Annotated in this window: 14 protein-coding genes and 1 pseudogene; 9 read left to right on the top strand and 6 right to left on the bottom strand. The window is 62.7% G+C overall.

The features are described 5' to 3' along the window. Nucleotides 1-254 precede the first annotated feature (254 nt). Nucleotides 255-773, bottom strand: a complete 519-nt coding sequence (locus tag ACLEJW_RS09950) for an MgtC/SapB family protein (protein ID WP_313295245.1) — start codon at nucleotides 771-773, stop codon at nucleotides 255-257. Nucleotides 774-911: 138 nt separating this feature from the next. Here ACLEJW_RS09950 and ACLEJW_RS09945 point away from each other — a divergent pair, with 138 nt between their 5' ends. From ACLEJW_RS09945 to ACLEJW_RS09935, 3 genes are all read left to right on the top strand, one after another. Then, nucleotides 912-1,151: a DUF3203 family protein gene (locus ACLEJW_RS09945; protein WP_313295248.1), complete on the top strand. Its 240-nt coding sequence runs from the start codon at nucleotides 912-914 to the stop codon at nucleotides 1,149-1,151. Between the two features lie 167 nt (nucleotides 1,152-1,318). Continuing rightward, nucleotides 1,319-2,728, top strand: coding sequence for a GntR family transcriptional regulator MpaR (gene mapR / locus ACLEJW_RS09940; protein ID WP_145182996.1), 1,410 nt, complete (start codon nucleotides 1,319-1,321; stop codon nucleotides 2,726-2,728). A 57-nt stretch (nucleotides 2,729-2,785) separates the two neighbouring features. Then, on the top strand, nucleotides 2,786-4,861 hold the full coding sequence (locus ACLEJW_RS09935; protein WP_440777477.1) for an ATP-binding protein: 2,076 nt from the start codon (nucleotides 2,786-2,788) through the stop codon (nucleotides 4,859-4,861). A 33-nt stretch (nucleotides 4,862-4,894) separates the two neighbouring features. Here ACLEJW_RS09935 and ACLEJW_RS09930 read toward each other — a convergent pair whose 3' ends face one another. Genes ACLEJW_RS09930 through ACLEJW_RS09920 form a run of 3 tightly spaced genes read right to left on the bottom strand, consistent with a single transcriptional unit; the run spans nucleotide 4,895 to nucleotide 8,124 of the window. Next, nucleotides 4,895-6,430 carry a DHA2 family efflux MFS transporter permease subunit gene (locus ACLEJW_RS09930; RefSeq protein ID WP_145182992.1) on the bottom strand — a complete coding sequence of 512 codons (1,536 nt, stop codon included), beginning with the start codon at nucleotides 6,428-6,430 and terminating at the stop codon, nucleotides 4,895-4,897. Further along, on the bottom strand, nucleotides 6,427-7,620 hold the full coding sequence (locus tag ACLEJW_RS09925; protein ID WP_145182989.1) for an HlyD family secretion protein: 1,194 nt from the start codon (nucleotides 7,618-7,620) through the stop codon (nucleotides 6,427-6,429). The genes ACLEJW_RS09930 and ACLEJW_RS09925 overlap by 4 nt, the downstream gene beginning before the upstream one ends. A 30-nt stretch (nucleotides 7,621-7,650) precedes the next feature. Continuing rightward, nucleotides 7,651-8,124 (bottom strand): MarR family winged helix-turn-helix transcriptional regulator, encoded by a 474-nt coding sequence (locus tag ACLEJW_RS09920; protein ID WP_313295256.1) that lies wholly within the window; start codon nucleotides 8,122-8,124, stop codon nucleotides 7,651-7,653. A gap of 255 nt (nucleotides 8,125-8,379) precedes the next feature. Here ACLEJW_RS09920 and ACLEJW_RS09915 point away from each other — a divergent pair, with 255 nt between their 5' ends. Next, nucleotides 8,380-9,387 (top strand): FecR family protein, encoded by a 1,008-nt coding sequence (locus ACLEJW_RS09915; RefSeq protein ID WP_145182983.1) that lies wholly within the window; start codon nucleotides 8,380-8,382, stop codon nucleotides 9,385-9,387. 2 nt (nucleotides 9,388-9,389) lie between these two features. On the opposite strand, the gene ACLEJW_RS09910 is transcribed toward ACLEJW_RS09915, so the two are convergent. Beyond that, nucleotides 9,390-10,709 carry a Na+/H+ antiporter family protein gene (locus tag ACLEJW_RS09910; protein ID WP_440777476.1) on the bottom strand — a complete coding sequence of 440 codons (1,320 nt, stop codon included), beginning with the start codon at nucleotides 10,707-10,709 and terminating at the stop codon, nucleotides 9,390-9,392. A 58-nt stretch (nucleotides 10,710-10,767) separates the two neighbouring features. On the opposite strand from ACLEJW_RS09910, the pseudogene ACLEJW_RS09905 reads away from it, so the two are divergent. From ACLEJW_RS09905 to msuE, 5 genes and pseudogenes are all read left to right on the top strand, one after another. Further along, a pseudogene (locus tag ACLEJW_RS09905) lies at nucleotides 10,768-12,210 on the top strand (PDC sensor domain-containing protein); the annotation flags it as partial. A gap of 102 nt (nucleotides 12,211-12,312) precedes the next feature. Further along, nucleotides 12,313-13,068, top strand: coding sequence for a methyl-accepting chemotaxis protein (locus tag ACLEJW_RS09900; RefSeq protein WP_371921219.1), 756 nt, complete (start codon nucleotides 12,313-12,315; stop codon nucleotides 13,066-13,068). A gap of 84 nt (nucleotides 13,069-13,152) precedes the next feature. After that, nucleotides 13,153-14,169, top strand: a complete 1,017-nt coding sequence (locus ACLEJW_RS09895) for an ABC transporter substrate-binding protein (RefSeq protein WP_313295264.1) — start codon at nucleotides 13,153-13,155, stop codon at nucleotides 14,167-14,169. Further along, nucleotides 14,166-15,014 (top strand): ABC transporter permease, encoded by an 849-nt coding sequence (locus ACLEJW_RS09890; RefSeq protein ID WP_440777475.1) that lies wholly within the window; start codon nucleotides 14,166-14,168, stop codon nucleotides 15,012-15,014. Before ACLEJW_RS09895 ends, ACLEJW_RS09890 begins: the two co-directional genes overlap by 4 nt. 189 nt (nucleotides 15,015-15,203) lie before the next feature. Beyond that, nucleotides 15,204-15,764, top strand: coding sequence for an FMN reductase (gene msuE / locus ACLEJW_RS09885; protein ID WP_313456659.1), 561 nt, complete (start codon nucleotides 15,204-15,206; stop codon nucleotides 15,762-15,764). Nucleotides 15,765-15,782: 18 nt separating this feature from the next. Here msuE and ACLEJW_RS09880 read toward each other — a convergent pair whose 3' ends face one another. Then, entirely contained in the window at nucleotides 15,783-16,406 is a 624-nt protein-coding gene (locus ACLEJW_RS09880; RefSeq protein ID WP_313295269.1) for a glutathione S-transferase family protein, read from the bottom strand. Between the last annotated feature and the right edge of the window lie 261 nt (nucleotides 16,407-16,667).

Here is a 16,667-nt window from a genome sequence, read left to right as displayed (position 1 = left end):
TTTTTGGAGTCGACAGGCTTTTCAGGGGCTCGCCCCGCGAACTGACACAGAACAACAAAACCACCTCCAGGTGGCGACAGTCAGATCGGACCCTTTGGGTAAAAGCAGTTCAGCGCTCAAAAAAATACGTTTGCTCTTGACCCCGGATAGGGGTCACCCGCGACATCAAGGCAGGCCTACAAAAACAACAAAAGGCCGGCCTCAATAATAAAAAAGAGCAGGCAACAACGCTTTGGGGGGAGCTTCGGCTCCCCTTAGTGCTTCTCGCCCCCCTCCTCATGTTGCTTCTCCTCGTTCTGCCCCTCGACCTTGCCCACCAACAGCGGCATCGTGCCCAGCACCAGTAACGCCAGCACTGTACTGATCAGCGCGGTGGCTTCGCGCCCCATACCGGCAGCCGTGCCGATGGCGGCGGTCATCCACAGCCCCGCAGCGGTGGTCAGGCCTTTGACATGGCTGGGGTCCTTGCCGTTACCCTTGAGAATGGTGCCCGCCCCCAGGAAGCCGATCCCCGCCACGATCCCCTGAATCACCCGGCTCAGTGCCTGCTCGTCGGCCCCGGCCATGCTTGGCGCAAGCACGAACAAGGCCGCGCCCAGCGACACCAGCATGTGTGTACGCACGCCGGCTGACTTGCCTCGGTGCTCACGCTCGAAGCCCAGCACCGCGCCCAGCAGCGCGGCCATCATCAAGCGCACGAGGATGCGAACCACCTCCTGCACATCGGTGATGTCGGCGAATTCAGCTTCTATGGCTTCCCAGATCAATTCCATGCGTGGTGTTCCACTTCAAACGGCGACTCCTGAGCGATTGACCCCCAGTCAGTGCGCAAAGTGCCCAGCGGGCGCCTGCATTGAGCATCCTGCAGCCCCCTGCGGTCACAACCACCATCAGCCCTGGAGGATCACGCCATGCCTATCGAAATCGAAGAAAACACCCAACGCTGCACGTTGATTGGCGACACGCTTCGTATCGACGCCATGGGACCTGAAATCGAGATCGTCACCGATGAACAACTGCGCATGTCAGTCGCCGTGCTGGTGGGTGAGCGCTTTCCCATCACTGAGGCCGAAGCCGATGCACTGACCGTGGCAGGTGCCAAGGACAGCCGCAAGCATCTCAAGGCCAGCGTGCCGGGTTCAGTCATTTGATCGCAGGCGGCCGCTCGGCTGATCTGATATGGTTTTCAGTCGCCGACCTGAGCCTGTGCTGAATACAGTTTGCAGGTCATAGTGTCTCGGCTATCTCCGGCCCGGCGCAGTGCTGCGTAGAACGCTACTGCGCCCTTCCCCGCCGTTACCCCTGCTTGCGAGCCGCCATGAAACGTTACGAACGCTTTGCCGATGACATCGCCGAACTCATCCGCACCGGCGTGCTCGGCCCTGGCCAACGCGTGCCATCGGTGCGTTATGCCAGTCAGACCCACGGCGTCAGCCCGTCCACCGTCTTTCAAGCCTACTACCTGCTGGAGCGGCGCGGACTGATCCGCGCGCGCCCGCGCTCGGGCTACTTCGTCAACGCCTATGCGCCGCGCCAGATCAGCGAGCCTCAGGCCCAGCCAGTGCTGAGTGAGTCGACCGAGGTGGATGTCAGTGCTCTGGTGTTCTCCATCCTTGAGTCGATCAAGGACCCCCACACCGTACCGTTCGGCTCCGCCTTCCCCAGCCCCGAGCTTTTTCCGTTGCAACGTCTGTCACGCTCGCTGGCCAGCGCGACCCGCGCGATGGATCCGCGCATGGTGGTCACCGACCTGTCACCGGGCAACCCACAACTGCGTCGGCAGATCGCCCTGCGCTACATGGTCGGCGGCTTGATGCTGCCGATCGAAGAACTACTCATCACCAATGGCGCCTTGGAAGCCCTGAACCTGTGCCTGCAAGCGGTGACCGAGCCGGGTGACCTGGTGGCCATCGAGGCGCCAGCGTTCTATGCCTGCCTGCAGGTATTGGAGCGGCTCAAGCTGAAGGCGGTGGAAATTCCGGTACACCCTCGCGAGGGCATGGACCTGACCGTGCTGGCGCAAACCTTGGACAAACATCCGGTCAAGGCGGTCTGGTGCATGACCAACTTCCAGAACCCGGTAGGCGCGAGCATGCCCGAAGCCAAGAAACAGGCGTTGGTCGAATTGCTGGCGCGGCATCAGGTGCCGTTGATCGAAGACGACGTCTATGCCGAACTGTACTACGCCCAGCAAGCGCCGAAACCGGCCAAGGCCTTCGATACCCAGGGCCTGGTGATGCACTGTGGCTCATTTGCCAAGAGCCTCGCGCCTGGCTACCGCATCGGCTGGGTCGCTGCCGGGCGCTTTGCGCAGAAGATCGAGCGCCTGAAACTCATGACCTCGCTGTGCGCTTCGATGCCCGCGCAGGCCGCGATTGCCGACTACCTGCAGCATGGTGGCTACGATCGCCACCTGCGCAAGCTGCGCTATGCCCTGGAGGGCCAACAAGCCAACATGCTCGCCGCCATCGCTGAACACTTCCCCGCACAGACGCGGGTCAGCCAACCGTCCGGGGGTTACTTCCTGTGGCTGGAGTTGCCCGAGCATGTCGACGCGCTGAAACTGTTCCACCTGGCCTTGGCCCAGGGCATCAGCATTGCGCCGGGTCCGATTTTTTCGCCGACCCGGCGGTTTGGCAATTGCATCAGGCTCAACTACGGCACCCCCTGGCATGCCGGCAGTAGCGAGGCCATGCGCACGTTGGGCAGGATCGTGCGATCGTTTTGATGGCGCTTGGCGAGGCGCTTTTCTATAGTTAGGGCGAGTTTTCATCGAGTCAGCGCCATGTACATCGCCTCGCCATCCAACCAGCACGCGGCCCTCGAAGCGCGTATCGCCCAACTAGAGCAGGAGCTGGAAGACGCACGCTTGAAGGCTACGTGCTTCGAGCTGATTTCCTCGCGCATGGACGAAGGATTCTGCGTGGTCGAATTGCTGACCGACGAGCACGGACGCTATCACGATTACCGCTACCTGCTGACCAATGGCGCGTGCCTGCATCACACCGGCCACCCCAAGAAAATGGGCCAGACCGCCCGGCAGATCATCCCGGCTGAAGCTGACCAGTGGCTGGAGCGCTTCGCCGAGGTCGCGCGTACCGGTCAGTCGGTGAGTTTCGAGAAACGCCTCGAAGTCACCAACCGCCTGTTGTTTCTGACCGTGCAGCGCTTGGAGCCTGCACAGCTCAACCGATTGGCCATCCAGTTCACGGCGCAGACCGCCGGTGAGCCCGAACGCGACCGCCTGTGGCAACGTAACGCCGACCTGAACCAGCGCGTCACCCAGGCCCAGGCCAACAGCAAGCTGCTCGGCGAATTGGTCGATCACAGCCTGGCCAACGTGTTCGCAGCCGACCGCAGCCTGCGCTTGCTGGCGATCAACCGCACGGCCCAGGAGACCTTCAAGCGCCTGCGCGGTTTCGCCCCTCAGGTCGGTGACTTCATCCCGCAATTTCTTGCCCGGCATCCTGACCTGATGAGCCGGCTGGAACCGGTGTGGCCGCGCCTGATGTCCGGTGAGGCCTTCACTGAAATACTCGCCGTGGGCATGCCCGATGCACTGCGCCACTACGAGATTCTGTATAACCCATTGCGCGATGAACAACAGCGCATCCAGGGCGGCTATCTGTTCGCCTATGACATCACCGACCGGGTCAACGAGCAGGAACGCCTGCGCGAAACCGAGCGGGCCCTGCGCCAATCGCAGAAGATGGAGGCGGTCGGCCAATTGACCGGTGGCATCGCCCATGATTTCAACAACTTGCTCGGCAGCATCATGGGTGCGCTGGAAATGGCCGCCAAACACCACGGCAAGCAGCGCCATCACGAGACGTTGCGCCTGATCGGTGTGGCGCAGCACGGCGTGCAGAGTGCCGCCTCGCTGGTACAGCGGTTGCTGGCGTTTTCGCGCCAGCAGACCTTGATGCCGCAGCCTGTGGATGTACACGCGCTGGTTGGCGGCATGCAGGACCTGATCAACAGCTCAACCAACCGCAACATCGAATTCGTCAACCAGACCGTGCCTGGGCAATGGCCGATTCTGGTCGACCCCCCGCAGTTGGAAAGTGCACTGATCAACCTGTTCCTCAACGCCCGCGACGCCATGCCATTGGGCGGTGTGCTAAGCATTGCCAGCGTCAACGCCCGTTTCGATGCTGCCAGCGCGCAAGGCCTGGAAATGCCCCCCGGCGACTACCTGCACATTCAGGTCAAGGACAGCGGCGTGGGCATGCCAGCGGAGGTGGCGCGGCGCGCGCTCGATCCATTCTTCACCACCAAACCCCTGGGCGAGGGTTCAGGCCTGGGGCTATCGATGGTCTATGGCTTCGTGCGCCAATCCGGTGGGCAATTGCACATCACCAGCGCCTGCGGCGAGGGCACCGTCATCGATCTTTACCTGCCCAGACACCTCGGTGCTGCGCAACCGCCGACGGTAGCCGCGCCCAGCATGGTCAACCTGCCCAGCACCCCTTTGCACCTGTGCACGGTCTTGGTGGAAGATCAGGACGTGTTACGCCTGCTGATCACTGACCTGCTGGAAGACTGTGGCCATGACGTGCATTCCTATGCCAATGCGCGCCAGGCACTGGCGGCAGTCAAGGCAGGGCTGAGCCCCGGCCTGTTGATCACCGACGTCGGTTTGCCAGGGCGCTTCGACGGCCACCAACTGGCCCACGAATGCCGCCAGTTGTGCAGCGACCTGCCGGTGTTGTTCATCAGCGGCTACAGTCCCAATGCGGCCTTGCCGGCAACAGCGCTGGGCGAGCGCGACGATATCCTGTTCAAGCCGTTTGAGCTGACCGTACTCAAGCAGCGCATCGCCCAGCTGCTGCAACGCCAGCCGCTGCGCAGCGAGCGGTAACAGCGCTTTCACGAGGCTACCGCCCGCCAGGTGTCAGTGGCCTGCCGAAGGCGGCCCGGCCTTGGCAGTAAACGGTGGCTTGGCCAGCCATACCAGTAGAATCAGCCCCGCGAATATCCAGGTCATCAGCGTGAAATAATCCACGGTCGACATCATGTAGGCCTGGGCGTTGACGATACGCTCCAGTTGGGCGTAGTTCTGCATGTTGGCTCCGCCCAACTGCTCGAGCGTATGGCGCGTGGCCGGGTCGAACTGGCTGATGTGCTCACTGAGGTAGGCATGATGCTGGTCGGCGCGGCGAATCCAGATCCAGGTGGTCAAGGAGGCCGCGAAGCTGCCGCCAAGCGTGCGCAGGAACGTCGCCAGCCCGGAGCCATCGGCGATCTGCTGCGGCGGCAGGTCCGAGAGCAGGATGCTCAAGGTCGGCATGAAGAACAGCGCCACGCCAATGCCCATGAACAGCTGCACCAGGGCGATATGCTGGAAGTCCACTTCACTGGTGAAGCCCGCACGCATGTAGCAGCTGGTGCCGATGGCCAGAAACGCAAGCCCGGCCAGCAGCCGCAGGTCGAAGCGGTGCGCGTACTTGCCCACGAACGGAGACATGATCACCGGCAGCAGGCCGATCGGCGCAACCGCGAGCCCTGCCCAGGTCGCGGTGTAGCCCATCTGCGTCTGCAGCCACTGGGGCAGGATCAGGTTGATACCGAAGAACCCGGCGTAGCCGCCGACCAGCACGATGGTGCCGACCCGGAAATTGCGGTACGCAAACAGGCGCAGATTGACCACCGGGTGACGGTCGGTCAGCTCCCAGATGACGAAGATCGCCAGGAATACCACCGAGATCAGGCTGCCGATGATGATGAACGAGGACTCGAACCAATCCAGGTCATTGCCTTTGTCCAGCACCACCTGCAGTGCGCCTACGCCGACGATCAACGTCAACAGGCCGATGTAGTCCATTGGTTGCCGGCTGGTGACCACCGGGCGCGCCCGCATCTGCTGACGCACCACCGCTGCAGCGAACAAGCCGATCGGTACGTTGATGAAGAAGATCCACGGCCAGCTGTAGCTGTCGGTGATCCATCCGCCCAGTATCGGCCCGGCGATCGGCGCCACCACGGTCACCATCGCCAGCAACGCCAGGGCCATCCCCCGCTTGGCCGGCGGATAGACGGCGATGAGCAGGGTCTGGGTCATTGGGTACAGCGGCCCGGCCACCACCCCCTGCAGCACTCGGAAGCCCACCAGCTCCGGCATCGACTGGGCGATGCCGCACAAAAACGACGCCAGCACGAACAGCAATGTGGCCCAGATGAACAGCTTCACTTCGCCAAACCGCCGGCTCAGCCACCCGGTCAACGGCAAGGCGATGGCGTTGCTCACCGCAAACGAGGTGATCACCCAGGTGCCTTGCTCGTAACTGACGCCAAGGTTACCGGAGATGGTCGGCAGCGCGACGTTGGCGATGGTGGTGTCGAGCACCTGCATGAAGGTCGCCAGCGACAGGCCGATGGTGGTCAGCAGCAAGCTCGGCGGGGTGAACTGCGCCTTGGCATTGTCGCTCATCGGTTGGCCGTCTTGCCTTGGGCGCTGTTGTCATGGATCAGCCGCGCGATCAAGGCATCGGCCTCGACTAACTGGCGGTCATACACCTGGGTGGTGTAGCTGGCCTGCTGCGGCGGTTGCTGGGCCAGGGCCGGGCCGCTCTGATCGTGCAGGTCGACTTCGACCACGGTGGACAGCCCGATGCGCAGCGGATGGTCCTTGAGCTGGTCCGCGTTCAGGTGAATACGCACCGGCACGCGCTGAACGATCTTGATCCAGTTGCCAGTGGCATTCTGCGCCGGCAACAAGGCGAAAGCGCTACCAGTGCCGGCGCCCAGGCTGTCTACCGTGCCGCTGTACTTGACGTCGCTGCCATACAGGTCGGCGCTGATTTCGACTGGCTGGCCGATGCGCATGTCGCGCAATTGGGTTTCCTTGAAGTTAGCGTCGATCCACACCTCGTTCAGCGGAATCACCGCCATGGTCGCAATGCCTGGCTGCAAGCGCTGACCGAGCTGCACGGTACGCTTGGCGACATAGCCGGTAACCGGTGCCACCAAGGTCGTGCGCGCATGGTCGAGGTAGGCCTGGCGCAGATCGGCAGCGGCTGCCATCACTTCGGGATGCGATGAGATGACGGTGTCGTCGACCAGTGCCGTGCTGGTGTTGAGCTGCTGGCGCGCACTGTTCACCGCCGCCTGCGCAACAGTCAGCGCATCACGGGCGTGGGACAGTTCTTCGGCGGCGATGGCGCCGCTTTGCGCCAGCATCTTGCGGCGGTTGTAGTCCTGCTGGGCCTTTTGCAGTTCGGCCTGGCGGGTTTGCAGCTGAGCCTTGAGCGAATCGACATTGCTATACAGCCCGCGCACCTGGCGCACGGTACGCGCCAGCTTGGCTTCGGCAGACTGCAAGGCCACCTCGCTGTCGGCGGGGTCGAACTGCAGCAGCACTTGGCCGGCATGCACCAGGTCGCCGTCATCGGCGCCAATGCTGGTGACCGTGCCGGTGACCAATGGGGTGATTTCCACCACGTTACCGTTGACGTAGGCGTCGTCGGTACTCTCGTGCCAGCGCCCTACCAGGCTGTACCAGGCCCAGGTGCCGGCACCTGCGAGCAGTACCAGCACCAGCAGGCCGAGCAGCCACAGTTTGCGCTTGCCCGACGCGGGTGCGTCGGCGGAGGGGGATGAGGTGTCTGTGGGAGTGGCCATGACAATACCTTGGAATATGCGTAACAGGGATCAACGATCGCCGAAACGGCGGATCGTGAGGGGGTCGCCAGCGCCCAGGAGGACCTTGGCCAGCAACCCTTCAAGACTTTTCAGCTCGTCAGGCTGCAATACGCCGACCAGCTCATTCAGCGCCGCCGCGCCAATCTCTGGCAAACGGTCGGCCAGGCGCTGGCCATCGGCGCTCAAGGCCAGACGCACCTGGCGACGGTCATCGGCGCAGCGGTTGCGCACGATCAAGCCCTTCTGCTCCAGGCGGTCGAGCATGCGCGTCATCGATCCGCTGTCCAGGCCCAGGTAGCGACACAGCTCTGCTGGCGTGTCCACCTCATATTGAGTGACGATGATCAGCACCTTGAACTGCGCTGCGGTCACCCCTTCCGATTCCAGGTGCCAATCAAGAATACGGTCCTTGAGGATCGCCGCTCGGCCCAACAGCATGCCAATGGCACAGCTATGGAAATTCTCCGGGGTGAAATGCGACATCGGTATCGACTCGGGCAATTGTTTTAAAATATTACTGCCTAGGCAGTGAATGTCAAAGCTTTGATTAGCGGCCTATGTAAAAATCCTACCGCCGGTATGGACCCTTCCTACGCCCGGATGGGCGCGAAGTGTTCTCAAACGTGGAATATTCCGTGTTCATCAGTCAAAAACGCAGTGGAATGATAGTCATTCGCCATTACCTTGGTTCTCGCAGGACGCCCGCCAAGGGTAGAATGCGCAAAACCTGGAGCCACGATGAACCACGACAGCCTCATTCCCAGCCAAGACGACGCCATCACCGACGCCGCCGCACATTGGTGCATGCGCCTGCATGCCGATGACTGCACCGAGGCTGAGCGCGAAGCCTTCGCCCGCTGGCTGGCCGCGAATCCGCGGCATGCCGAGGAATACCAGGCGATACTGGAGATCTGGCAAACCGCCGATCTGCTACCACGAAGCGCCACGCCGATCGACCTTCCTGCGCTGGCCCGCCCCTCGCGCCAGGCCCGCAACTGGCGGCCAATGGCTTCGGCTGCCGCGCTGGCATTGCTGGTTCTACCCTTGGGCGCCTGGATCGGCTGGGAGCAAGGCTGGCTGCCCAATGACTACCAGCATTTCGAAGCGGGCAGGCAGCGGCAGACCGTGCAGTTGGGCGACGGCAGCACGGTCGAGCTGAACCTCAACACGGAACTGACCTACCTGAACTTCAAGGATCGGCGTCAGGTCACCCTTGGCCAGGGCGAGGCGTTCTTCAAAGTGCACCACGACAGCAGCCATCCTTTCGTGGTGCGCGCCGGTCGCGGGCAGACGCGAGTGACCGGCACCCAGTTCAACGTCTGGAAGTACCAGGACCAGGTCAAGGTCACCTTGGTGCAGGGCTCGGTGCTGGTCAGCAGCGATGGCGATGCCGGCGGCTACCGGCTTGGCCCGGGCATGCAGGCCACCTACCACACCGGCGACTTCGAGCCGCAATTGGCCGAGCACGACGACTACGCCAACAGCCTGGCCTGGCGATCAGGCAAGCTGGTACTCGACAACCTGCCGTTGGAGCAGGCACTGCCGGTCATCAACCGCTACCTGGACGCCCCGCTGCTGCTGGCCGATGCCGGCACCGGGCGCATCCGCATCAGCGGGATCTACAACACCGGCGAGGTGGCACGGCTGGTGGACAACCTGCCCAAGGTGCTGCCGGTTTACCTGACCCGCAGCAAAGACGGCAGCACCGTGCTCAACAGCATATCGCCGCCGCCGCGCAGGGGCTGAACCTACAGCGTCATCGCCGCCAGCCAGCCGAAGGCCAGCAGCGGCAAGTTGTAGTGGATGAAGGTCGGGACCACCGTGTCCCAGATGTGATGGTGCTGGCCATCGACGTTCAACCCCGAGGTCGGCCCCAAGGTCGAGTCTGAGGCCGGTGAGCCGGCATCGCCCAGTGCCCCTGCCGTCCCCACGATGCACACGGTCGCCAGCGGATCGAAGCCCAGCTGCACGCACAACGGCACGAAGATCGCCGCCAGGATCGGCACCGTCGAAAACGACGAACCGATGCCCATGGTCACCAGCAGCCCCACCAACAGCATCAACAGGGCACCGACACCTTTGCTGTGATCGATCCATTGCGCCGACGCCTCGACCAGCCCTTTGACTTCGCCGGTGGCCTTCAACACATCGGCGAAGCCCGAGGAAGCGATCATGATGAAGCCGATCATGGCCATCATCTTCATGCCCTCGGTGAACAGGTCGTCGGTGTCTTTCCAGCGCACGATGCCCGACAGCGAGAAGATCAGGAAGCCGACCATCGCCCCGATGATCATCGAGTCCAGCCACAGCTGCACGATGAACGCCGAAGCGATGGCCAACCCGGCTACCAGCAGGGTCATGGGGTTGTAGCTGACGCTGACCTGCTCGACTTGCTCGATGCGCGCCAGATCGTAGTCACGTTTCTTGCGGTAGCTGATGAACACCGCGATCAGCAGGCCAACCAACATGCCAGCCGCCGGGATGGCCATGGCATGGGTCACGTTGACGCCACTGATGTCGACGCCGGCGCGGGCGACATTGGCCAGCAGGATCTGATTGAGAAAGATATTGCCGAACCCTACTGGCAGGAACATGTACGGCGTGATCAGGCCGAAGGTGATGGTGCAGGCGATCAACCGGCGGTCGATGCGCAGGCGGGTCATTACGTACAGCAGTGGCGGCACCAGCAGCGGGATGAAAGCGATGTGAATGGGCAGGATGTTCTGCGAGCACACTGCCACCACCAGCATCAGGCCAATCAACAGCCACTTGAGCTTGCCGCCCTCGCCCTGACCTTGACGGTCGACCAACGCCAGGGCGCGGTCGGCCAGGGCATGCGCCAAGCCAGACTTGGCAATCGCGACAGCGAAAGCGCCCAGTAGCGCATAGGACAGCGCCACCGTTGCGCCGCCTCCCAAGCCGCCATTGAACGCTTTGAGGGTACCCTCGATACCCAATCCACCGACCAGGCCACCGGTCAATGCGCCGATGATCAAGGCGATCACCACATGCACCCGTGACAGGCTGAGAATCAGCATGATGCCTACAGCGGCGATCACTGCATTCATGGTTTGGGGTTCCTCGCGACGGACAAAAAAGCGCGCACTCTGAAGCAATGGCCACGGGATGTCAAAAGCGCCACGGGGCGGCGCATTACCCGCGAGCGTTAAATTGAATGCTCGAATAAAGAAAAACCGGCGTGGGTCGATACAGCGATGGGCCGGCGTGCATGTCTTGCCCTGTCACCATCAAAACCCTGCAATTAAAAAGGGACTCGACACCATGCCTTTGCGACAACTTTCCATCCAGTGGAAAATCACCCTGCTCGCCGGTCTGTGCCTTGCCGGCATCGTCACCCTGCTGGTCGGCCTATCGCTGTACCGCATGGATCACAGCTCGGACCTGGTCAAGGCCAGTAGCACCCAGATGCTCAGCGAGTCGGCGCAGGCGCGCATCGAATCGCAGGGCGAAGTCCAGGCGCTGAACATCCGTCGCCAGTTCATGGATGCCTACCAGTACGGCGCCGGGTTTTCCCGCCAGGTGTTGTTCTTGCGTGAACAGGCGGAAAAACGTTTTCTCGATGCCTTCGACCTGCGCGAGGACATGACCCGTCAGGTGCGTGCGGCATTGCAGGCCAACCCCGACCTGCTGGGCCTGTCGCTGGTGTTCGAAGCCAACGCCCTGGACAACAAGGACAGCCTGTTCGTCGGCAAGCCCGAGCTTGGCAGCAACGAAACCGGGCGCTTTGCCCTGTACTGGTCGCAGCCGCGTGCTGGCCAACTGACCGCCATGGCCTTGCCCGAACACGACATGGCCAACACCGACATCGGCCCCAGTGGGCAGCCGGCCAACACCTGGTGGACCTGCCCGCGCAGCAGCGGCAAGGTCTGCGTCGTCGAGCCTTATTTCTACGACATCGACGGCCAGCGCGTGCTGATGACCAGCATCGTCTTCCCGCTGTTGGTCGACGGCAAGATCATCGCCACCCTGTCGGTGGACATCAACCTCAACAGCCTGCAAGCCTTGAGCGAGGACGCCAGCCGCGGCCTGTACCAAGGCAAGTCCACGGTGGGTATTTTAAGCCCGGTCGGCTTGCTCGCCGGCTACAGTGCCGATGCCAGCAAGCTGGCGCAGCGCTTCGACCAGATCGACGCTCGCCAGGGCGCAGAGCTGGTACGCACGCTCGCTCAGGGCAAGCTGACCATCCACCATGATCAGGCTCGGCTCAAGGTGCTCGCAGCCTTTGCCCCGGTACCCGGCGCGCAACCGTGGGGCGTGCTGCTCGATGTACCGGAAAATGCCCTGACCGGCCCTGCCGAAGCGCTCAAGCAGGAGCTGGACAGCCTCAACACCAGCGGCACCCTGTTGGAATTGAGCCTGGGGGTGGCCGCGGCGGTGCTTGGCCTGCTGCTGATATGGCTGATGGCACGTGGTGTGACCAAGCCGATTCTAGGAGTCGCGGCCATGCTCAAGGACATTGCCAGCGGTGAAGGCGACCTGACCCGCCGCCTGGCCTATGACAAGCGCGACGAGCTGGGTGAGCTGGCCGGCTGGTTCAACCGCTTCCTCGACAAGCTGCAACCGACCATCGCCGAGGTCAAGCAGTCGGTGCACGCCGCGCGCGGGACCGCCGACCAGTCATCGGCCATCGCCAGCCAGACCAGCGCCGGCATGGAGCAGCAGTATCGCCAGGTAGACCAGGTGGCCACCGCCTCGCACGAAATGAGCGCCACCGCCCAGGACGTGGCGCGCAGCGCCGCGCAGGCTGCACAAGCGGCGCGCGATGCTGACCAGGCGACCCGTGAGGGGCTGGCGGTGATCGATCGCACCACCACGCGCATCGACGCGCTGGCGGCCAATATGAGCGAGGCCATGGCCGAGGTAGAAGGCCTGGCGCAGAACAGCGAGAAAATCGGCTCGGTGCTCGAAGTGATTCGCTCGATCGCCGAACAGACCAACTTGCTGGCGCTCAATGCGGCCATCGAAGCGGCGCGCGCCGGCGAGGCCGGTCGAGGCTTTGCCGTGGTTGCCGATGAAGTGCGCAACCTGGCGCAACGCACCCAGGAGTCGGTGGAAGAAACCCGCCAGGTGATCGAAGCGCTGCAGAACGGTACCCGCGAAGTAGTGGGTGCCATGGACAACAGCCACCGCCAGGCCCAGGGCGGTGTCGAGCAGGTCGGCCAGGCAGTCACCGCGCTGCAGCGCATTGGCCAGGCGGTGAGCGTGATCACCGACATGAACCTGCAGATCGCCTCGGCCGCTGAGGAACAGAGCGCGGTGGCCGAAGAAATCAACAGCAACGTGGCGACCATTCGTGACGTCACCGAATCGCTGTCCGGGCAGGCCAATGAGTCGGCGCGGGTGAGCCAGTCGTTGAACAGCCTGGCCAATCAGCAGCAGGCGCTGATGGACCAGTTCCGCGTCTGACCTGCCGGGGCCGTGCACGGCCCCGAACACTTCGTCGTCTACACTTGCCCGCAATCAAAGGCGCAGTAACCGACGAGGCTCCCCATGAAGAAAATCCATGCGCTGCTGGCCAGCCTGCTACTCGCAGCAGGCCTGGCCAGCACCGAAAGCGCTGCAGCGGCAGACGCCAGCAAGCCCATTCACTTCGGCGCCCTCACATGGGAAAGCGGCGCCCTGACCACTGAAATCCTGCGCTACATTGTCGAGCACGGTTACGGTTACCCCACCGATACCCTGCCCGGCAGCACCGTGAGCCTGGAGGTGGCACTGGCCCGCAACGACCTGCAGGTGATCGCCGAGGAGTGGGCCGGGCGCAGCCCTGCCTGGGTCAAGGCCGAACAGGCCAAACAGGTGTTCGCCCTGGGCGACACGGTGAAGAACGCCGAAGAAGGCTGGTGGGTGCCTGAATATGTGATCAAGGGCGACCCGCAGCACGGCATCGAGCCACAAGCCCCCGAACTGGTCAGCGTGCAAGACCTCAAGCGCTACCCGCAGGTATTTCGCGACCCTGAATCGCCAGACCAAGGCCGATTCCTCAACAGCCCCAGTGGCTGGACCTCCGAGATCGTCAATAGTCAGAAGCTCAAGGCCTACGGGCTGGATAACCTGTACACGAACTTTCGCAGCGGTTCCGGTGCCGCGCTGGACGCTGAAATCAGCTCGGCCATTCGTCGCAGGCAACCCGTGCTGTTCTACTACTGGAGCCCTACCCCGCTGATTGGCCGCTACAAGCTGGTGCGTCTGCAGGAACCTGCGTTCGATGCGGCAGCCTGGGCTACCTTGACCGACGCAAAAAACCCCAACCCGAAAGGCAGCCAATCGTTGCCAGCGAAGCTGTCGATCGGTGTCTCGAAGGCATTTCGCGATGGCTATCCGCAACTGGTAGCGGTGTTCGAGAAAGTCGACCTGCCCATCGATCTATTCAACAAAACCCTGGCCGAGATGAGCGAGAAGCGCCAGCAGCCCGCCGATGCCGCGAAGGTGTTCCTTCAGGCCCACCCGGATGTGTGGAAGGCGTGGCTGCCCGCTGAAGTGGCCGACAAGGTCGAGGCCAGCCTGTGAGCGCGGGCTTCCCCAACGCTCTGCAAGTGTCGTTCGCCGACACCATCAACCGCTGGGTCGACTGGCTGGTGCTGCACTATGGCGACCACCTGCGCAACGTCTCCGACCAACTGTTGCAGTTGCTGGTCGGCCTGGAAAACCTGCTCCGCCTGATGCCCTGGTGGCTGCTGTTGCTGTCGGTGGGCCTGCTGGCCTGGCACGCTAGCCGCAGTGTCCTGCGCAGCGCGGTGCTGGTGGCACTGCTGGCCTTCATTGGCATGCTCGGCCTGTGGGACAAGCTGCTACAGACCCTGGCCCTGGTGCTGGTCAGCACCGGCCTGTGCGTGCTGGTCGGGGTGCCGCTGGGGATACTGTTGGCCACCCGCGCGCTGGCTCGGCGCTTGCTGATGCCAGTGCTGGACGTGATGCAGACATTGCCCGCGTTCGTGTACCTGATCCCGGTACTCATGCTGTTTGGCCTGGGTAAGGTCCCGGCGGTATTCGCCACCTTGATCTATGCGCTGCCGCCGCTGGTACGGCTGACTGAGCTGGGGCTCAGCCAGATCGACCCGTCGCTGCTGCGCGCCGCACACGGCCTGGGTGCCGGACGCTGGCAGCGGCTGCGGCGCATTGCCCTGCCGCTGGCGTTGCCGAGCATCATGGCCGGGCTCAACCAGTCGGTGATGATGGCTTTATCGATGGTAGTGGTAGCGTCGATGATCGGCGCGCGTGGGCTGGGCGAAGATGTGCTGGCCGGCATCCAGACCCTCAATGTGGGGCAAGGGGTCGAAGCGGGACTTGCTATCGTCGCGCTGGCGATGGTCATTGACCGCATCAGCCAGGCCTATGGTCAGAGCAAACGGTGAGGTAACTAATAATTAAGACATAAGAATAGATTTTTATATTCTTTTCCATGGCGGCCGGGGTTTGGTTATTAATAGGCCCACTGCACAGCCGCCCGTGCCCGGCCAACTGCTCGCAGCCCCGCATCCTTTGAATTTTGCCACGACGATTGCTCCAGCAAAGTCTGCGCTCCTCAAGACCCGGAGACCTGCATGGGCACCCCTTTGAACGTCGTCGCCTTGTCCGGTGGCACCAGCCGCCCTTCGCGCACCCTGGCCCTGACTCAGGCCATCGTGGCCGAACTCAGCCAGCATCTGCACATCAAGACGCACCTGATCGAACTTGGCGACATCGCCCGGCCGCTGGGCGCCGCGCTGTGGCGCAGCGAGCTGCCCGACACGGTGGAGCAGCAGCTGCGCCTGGTAGAAAAAGCCGACCTGCTGGTGGTGGCCGCACCGGTATACCGCGGCAGCTTCCCCGGCCACTTCAAGCACCTGTTCGACCTGATCGGCCAGGATGCCCTGGTCGACACCCCAGTGCTGCTGGCAGCCACCGGCGGCAGCGAACGTCACGCGCTGGTACTCGACCACCAATTGCGTCCGCTGTTCAGCTTCCTGCAGGCCCTGACCTTGCCGATCGGCGTGTATGCCAGCCAGGCCGAGCTCGCTGACTACCAGGTTTCCAGCAGCGCTCTGGACGCCCGCATCCGCCTGGCTGCCGAGCGCGCGGTGCCTTTGTTCGGCGCACACTACGCCCGGCGCGAGAGTGCCTGAAGGCAGGCGATGAACGACTCAGGCGGTGCGGGGCATCAACTCATACGGATGCTTCCACCCCGGCATCGCCTGTATGCGCTGCTTCCATGCCTCGACGTGGACGAATTCGCCGAGCACGATCCCAGTGTCCTCGGGCATGAACACATACCCCGCCAGCGACAGGTCGGCGATGGTCAACCGCCTGCCAACCATAAATGGCTCCTTTTGCAAATGTGCATCGACGATGCGATAGGCCGCCGTGGCCCGTTCACGGAGAAAGCCTGTCACCTCGGTTTCGCCGGTTTTTTTCAGGCACAGCAGGAAGCGTAGGGCCGCGTAGTAACTGGTGAACTTGTGGTTATCGAACAGCATCCAGCGCCAGATCTCACGCTTTTCATGGTCGTCACGCGGTCCGAACTGGCCGGTGCGCTCGGCCAGGTAGTCGAGAATCAGCGCCGACTGGGTAAGCCGCTGCCCGGCGTGCTCCAGCACCGGCACCTCACCCTGTTCATTGACCTCTTCGCGCCATTGCCGGTCGCGGGTCTGGCCGTTGAAGAAATCGACGAACACTGGTTGCCAGTCCTGGCCGGTGAGTTCAAGCATCAGCGCAGCCTTGTAGGCGTTACCGGATTCGGCGAAGCAATGCAGCGTGTAGCCAGGCATAGGCGGACCTTTGGTTTTCTTGATTGATCGTTGCACCTGTTCGCGCAGAAGACAGCGAGCTTTCGGAGGAAATCACGCCCAGCCAACCTCGGTCAACCAGTCATCAGTAACGCGCAGGGCTGGCACAAATCACAACCATCGCCGGCCTAGCATTTTTGACAGGTGACAAAAAGGCACAACATCGCACAATAGGCGTGCGCACAAATAAACTTCCGCCACACAGCAAACAGTGGCGCAATCTGCTCTTCATGTTTTCTCAAA

This window comes from Pseudomonas sp. SMSB3 (genome assembly GCF_052041965.1).
Lineage (GTDB): Bacteria > Pseudomonadota > Gammaproteobacteria > Pseudomonadales > Pseudomonadaceae > Aquipseudomonas.
The sequence above is the reverse complement of the archived record's forward strand: the minus strand, read 5'-3'. Positions and strand labels throughout refer to the sequence as shown.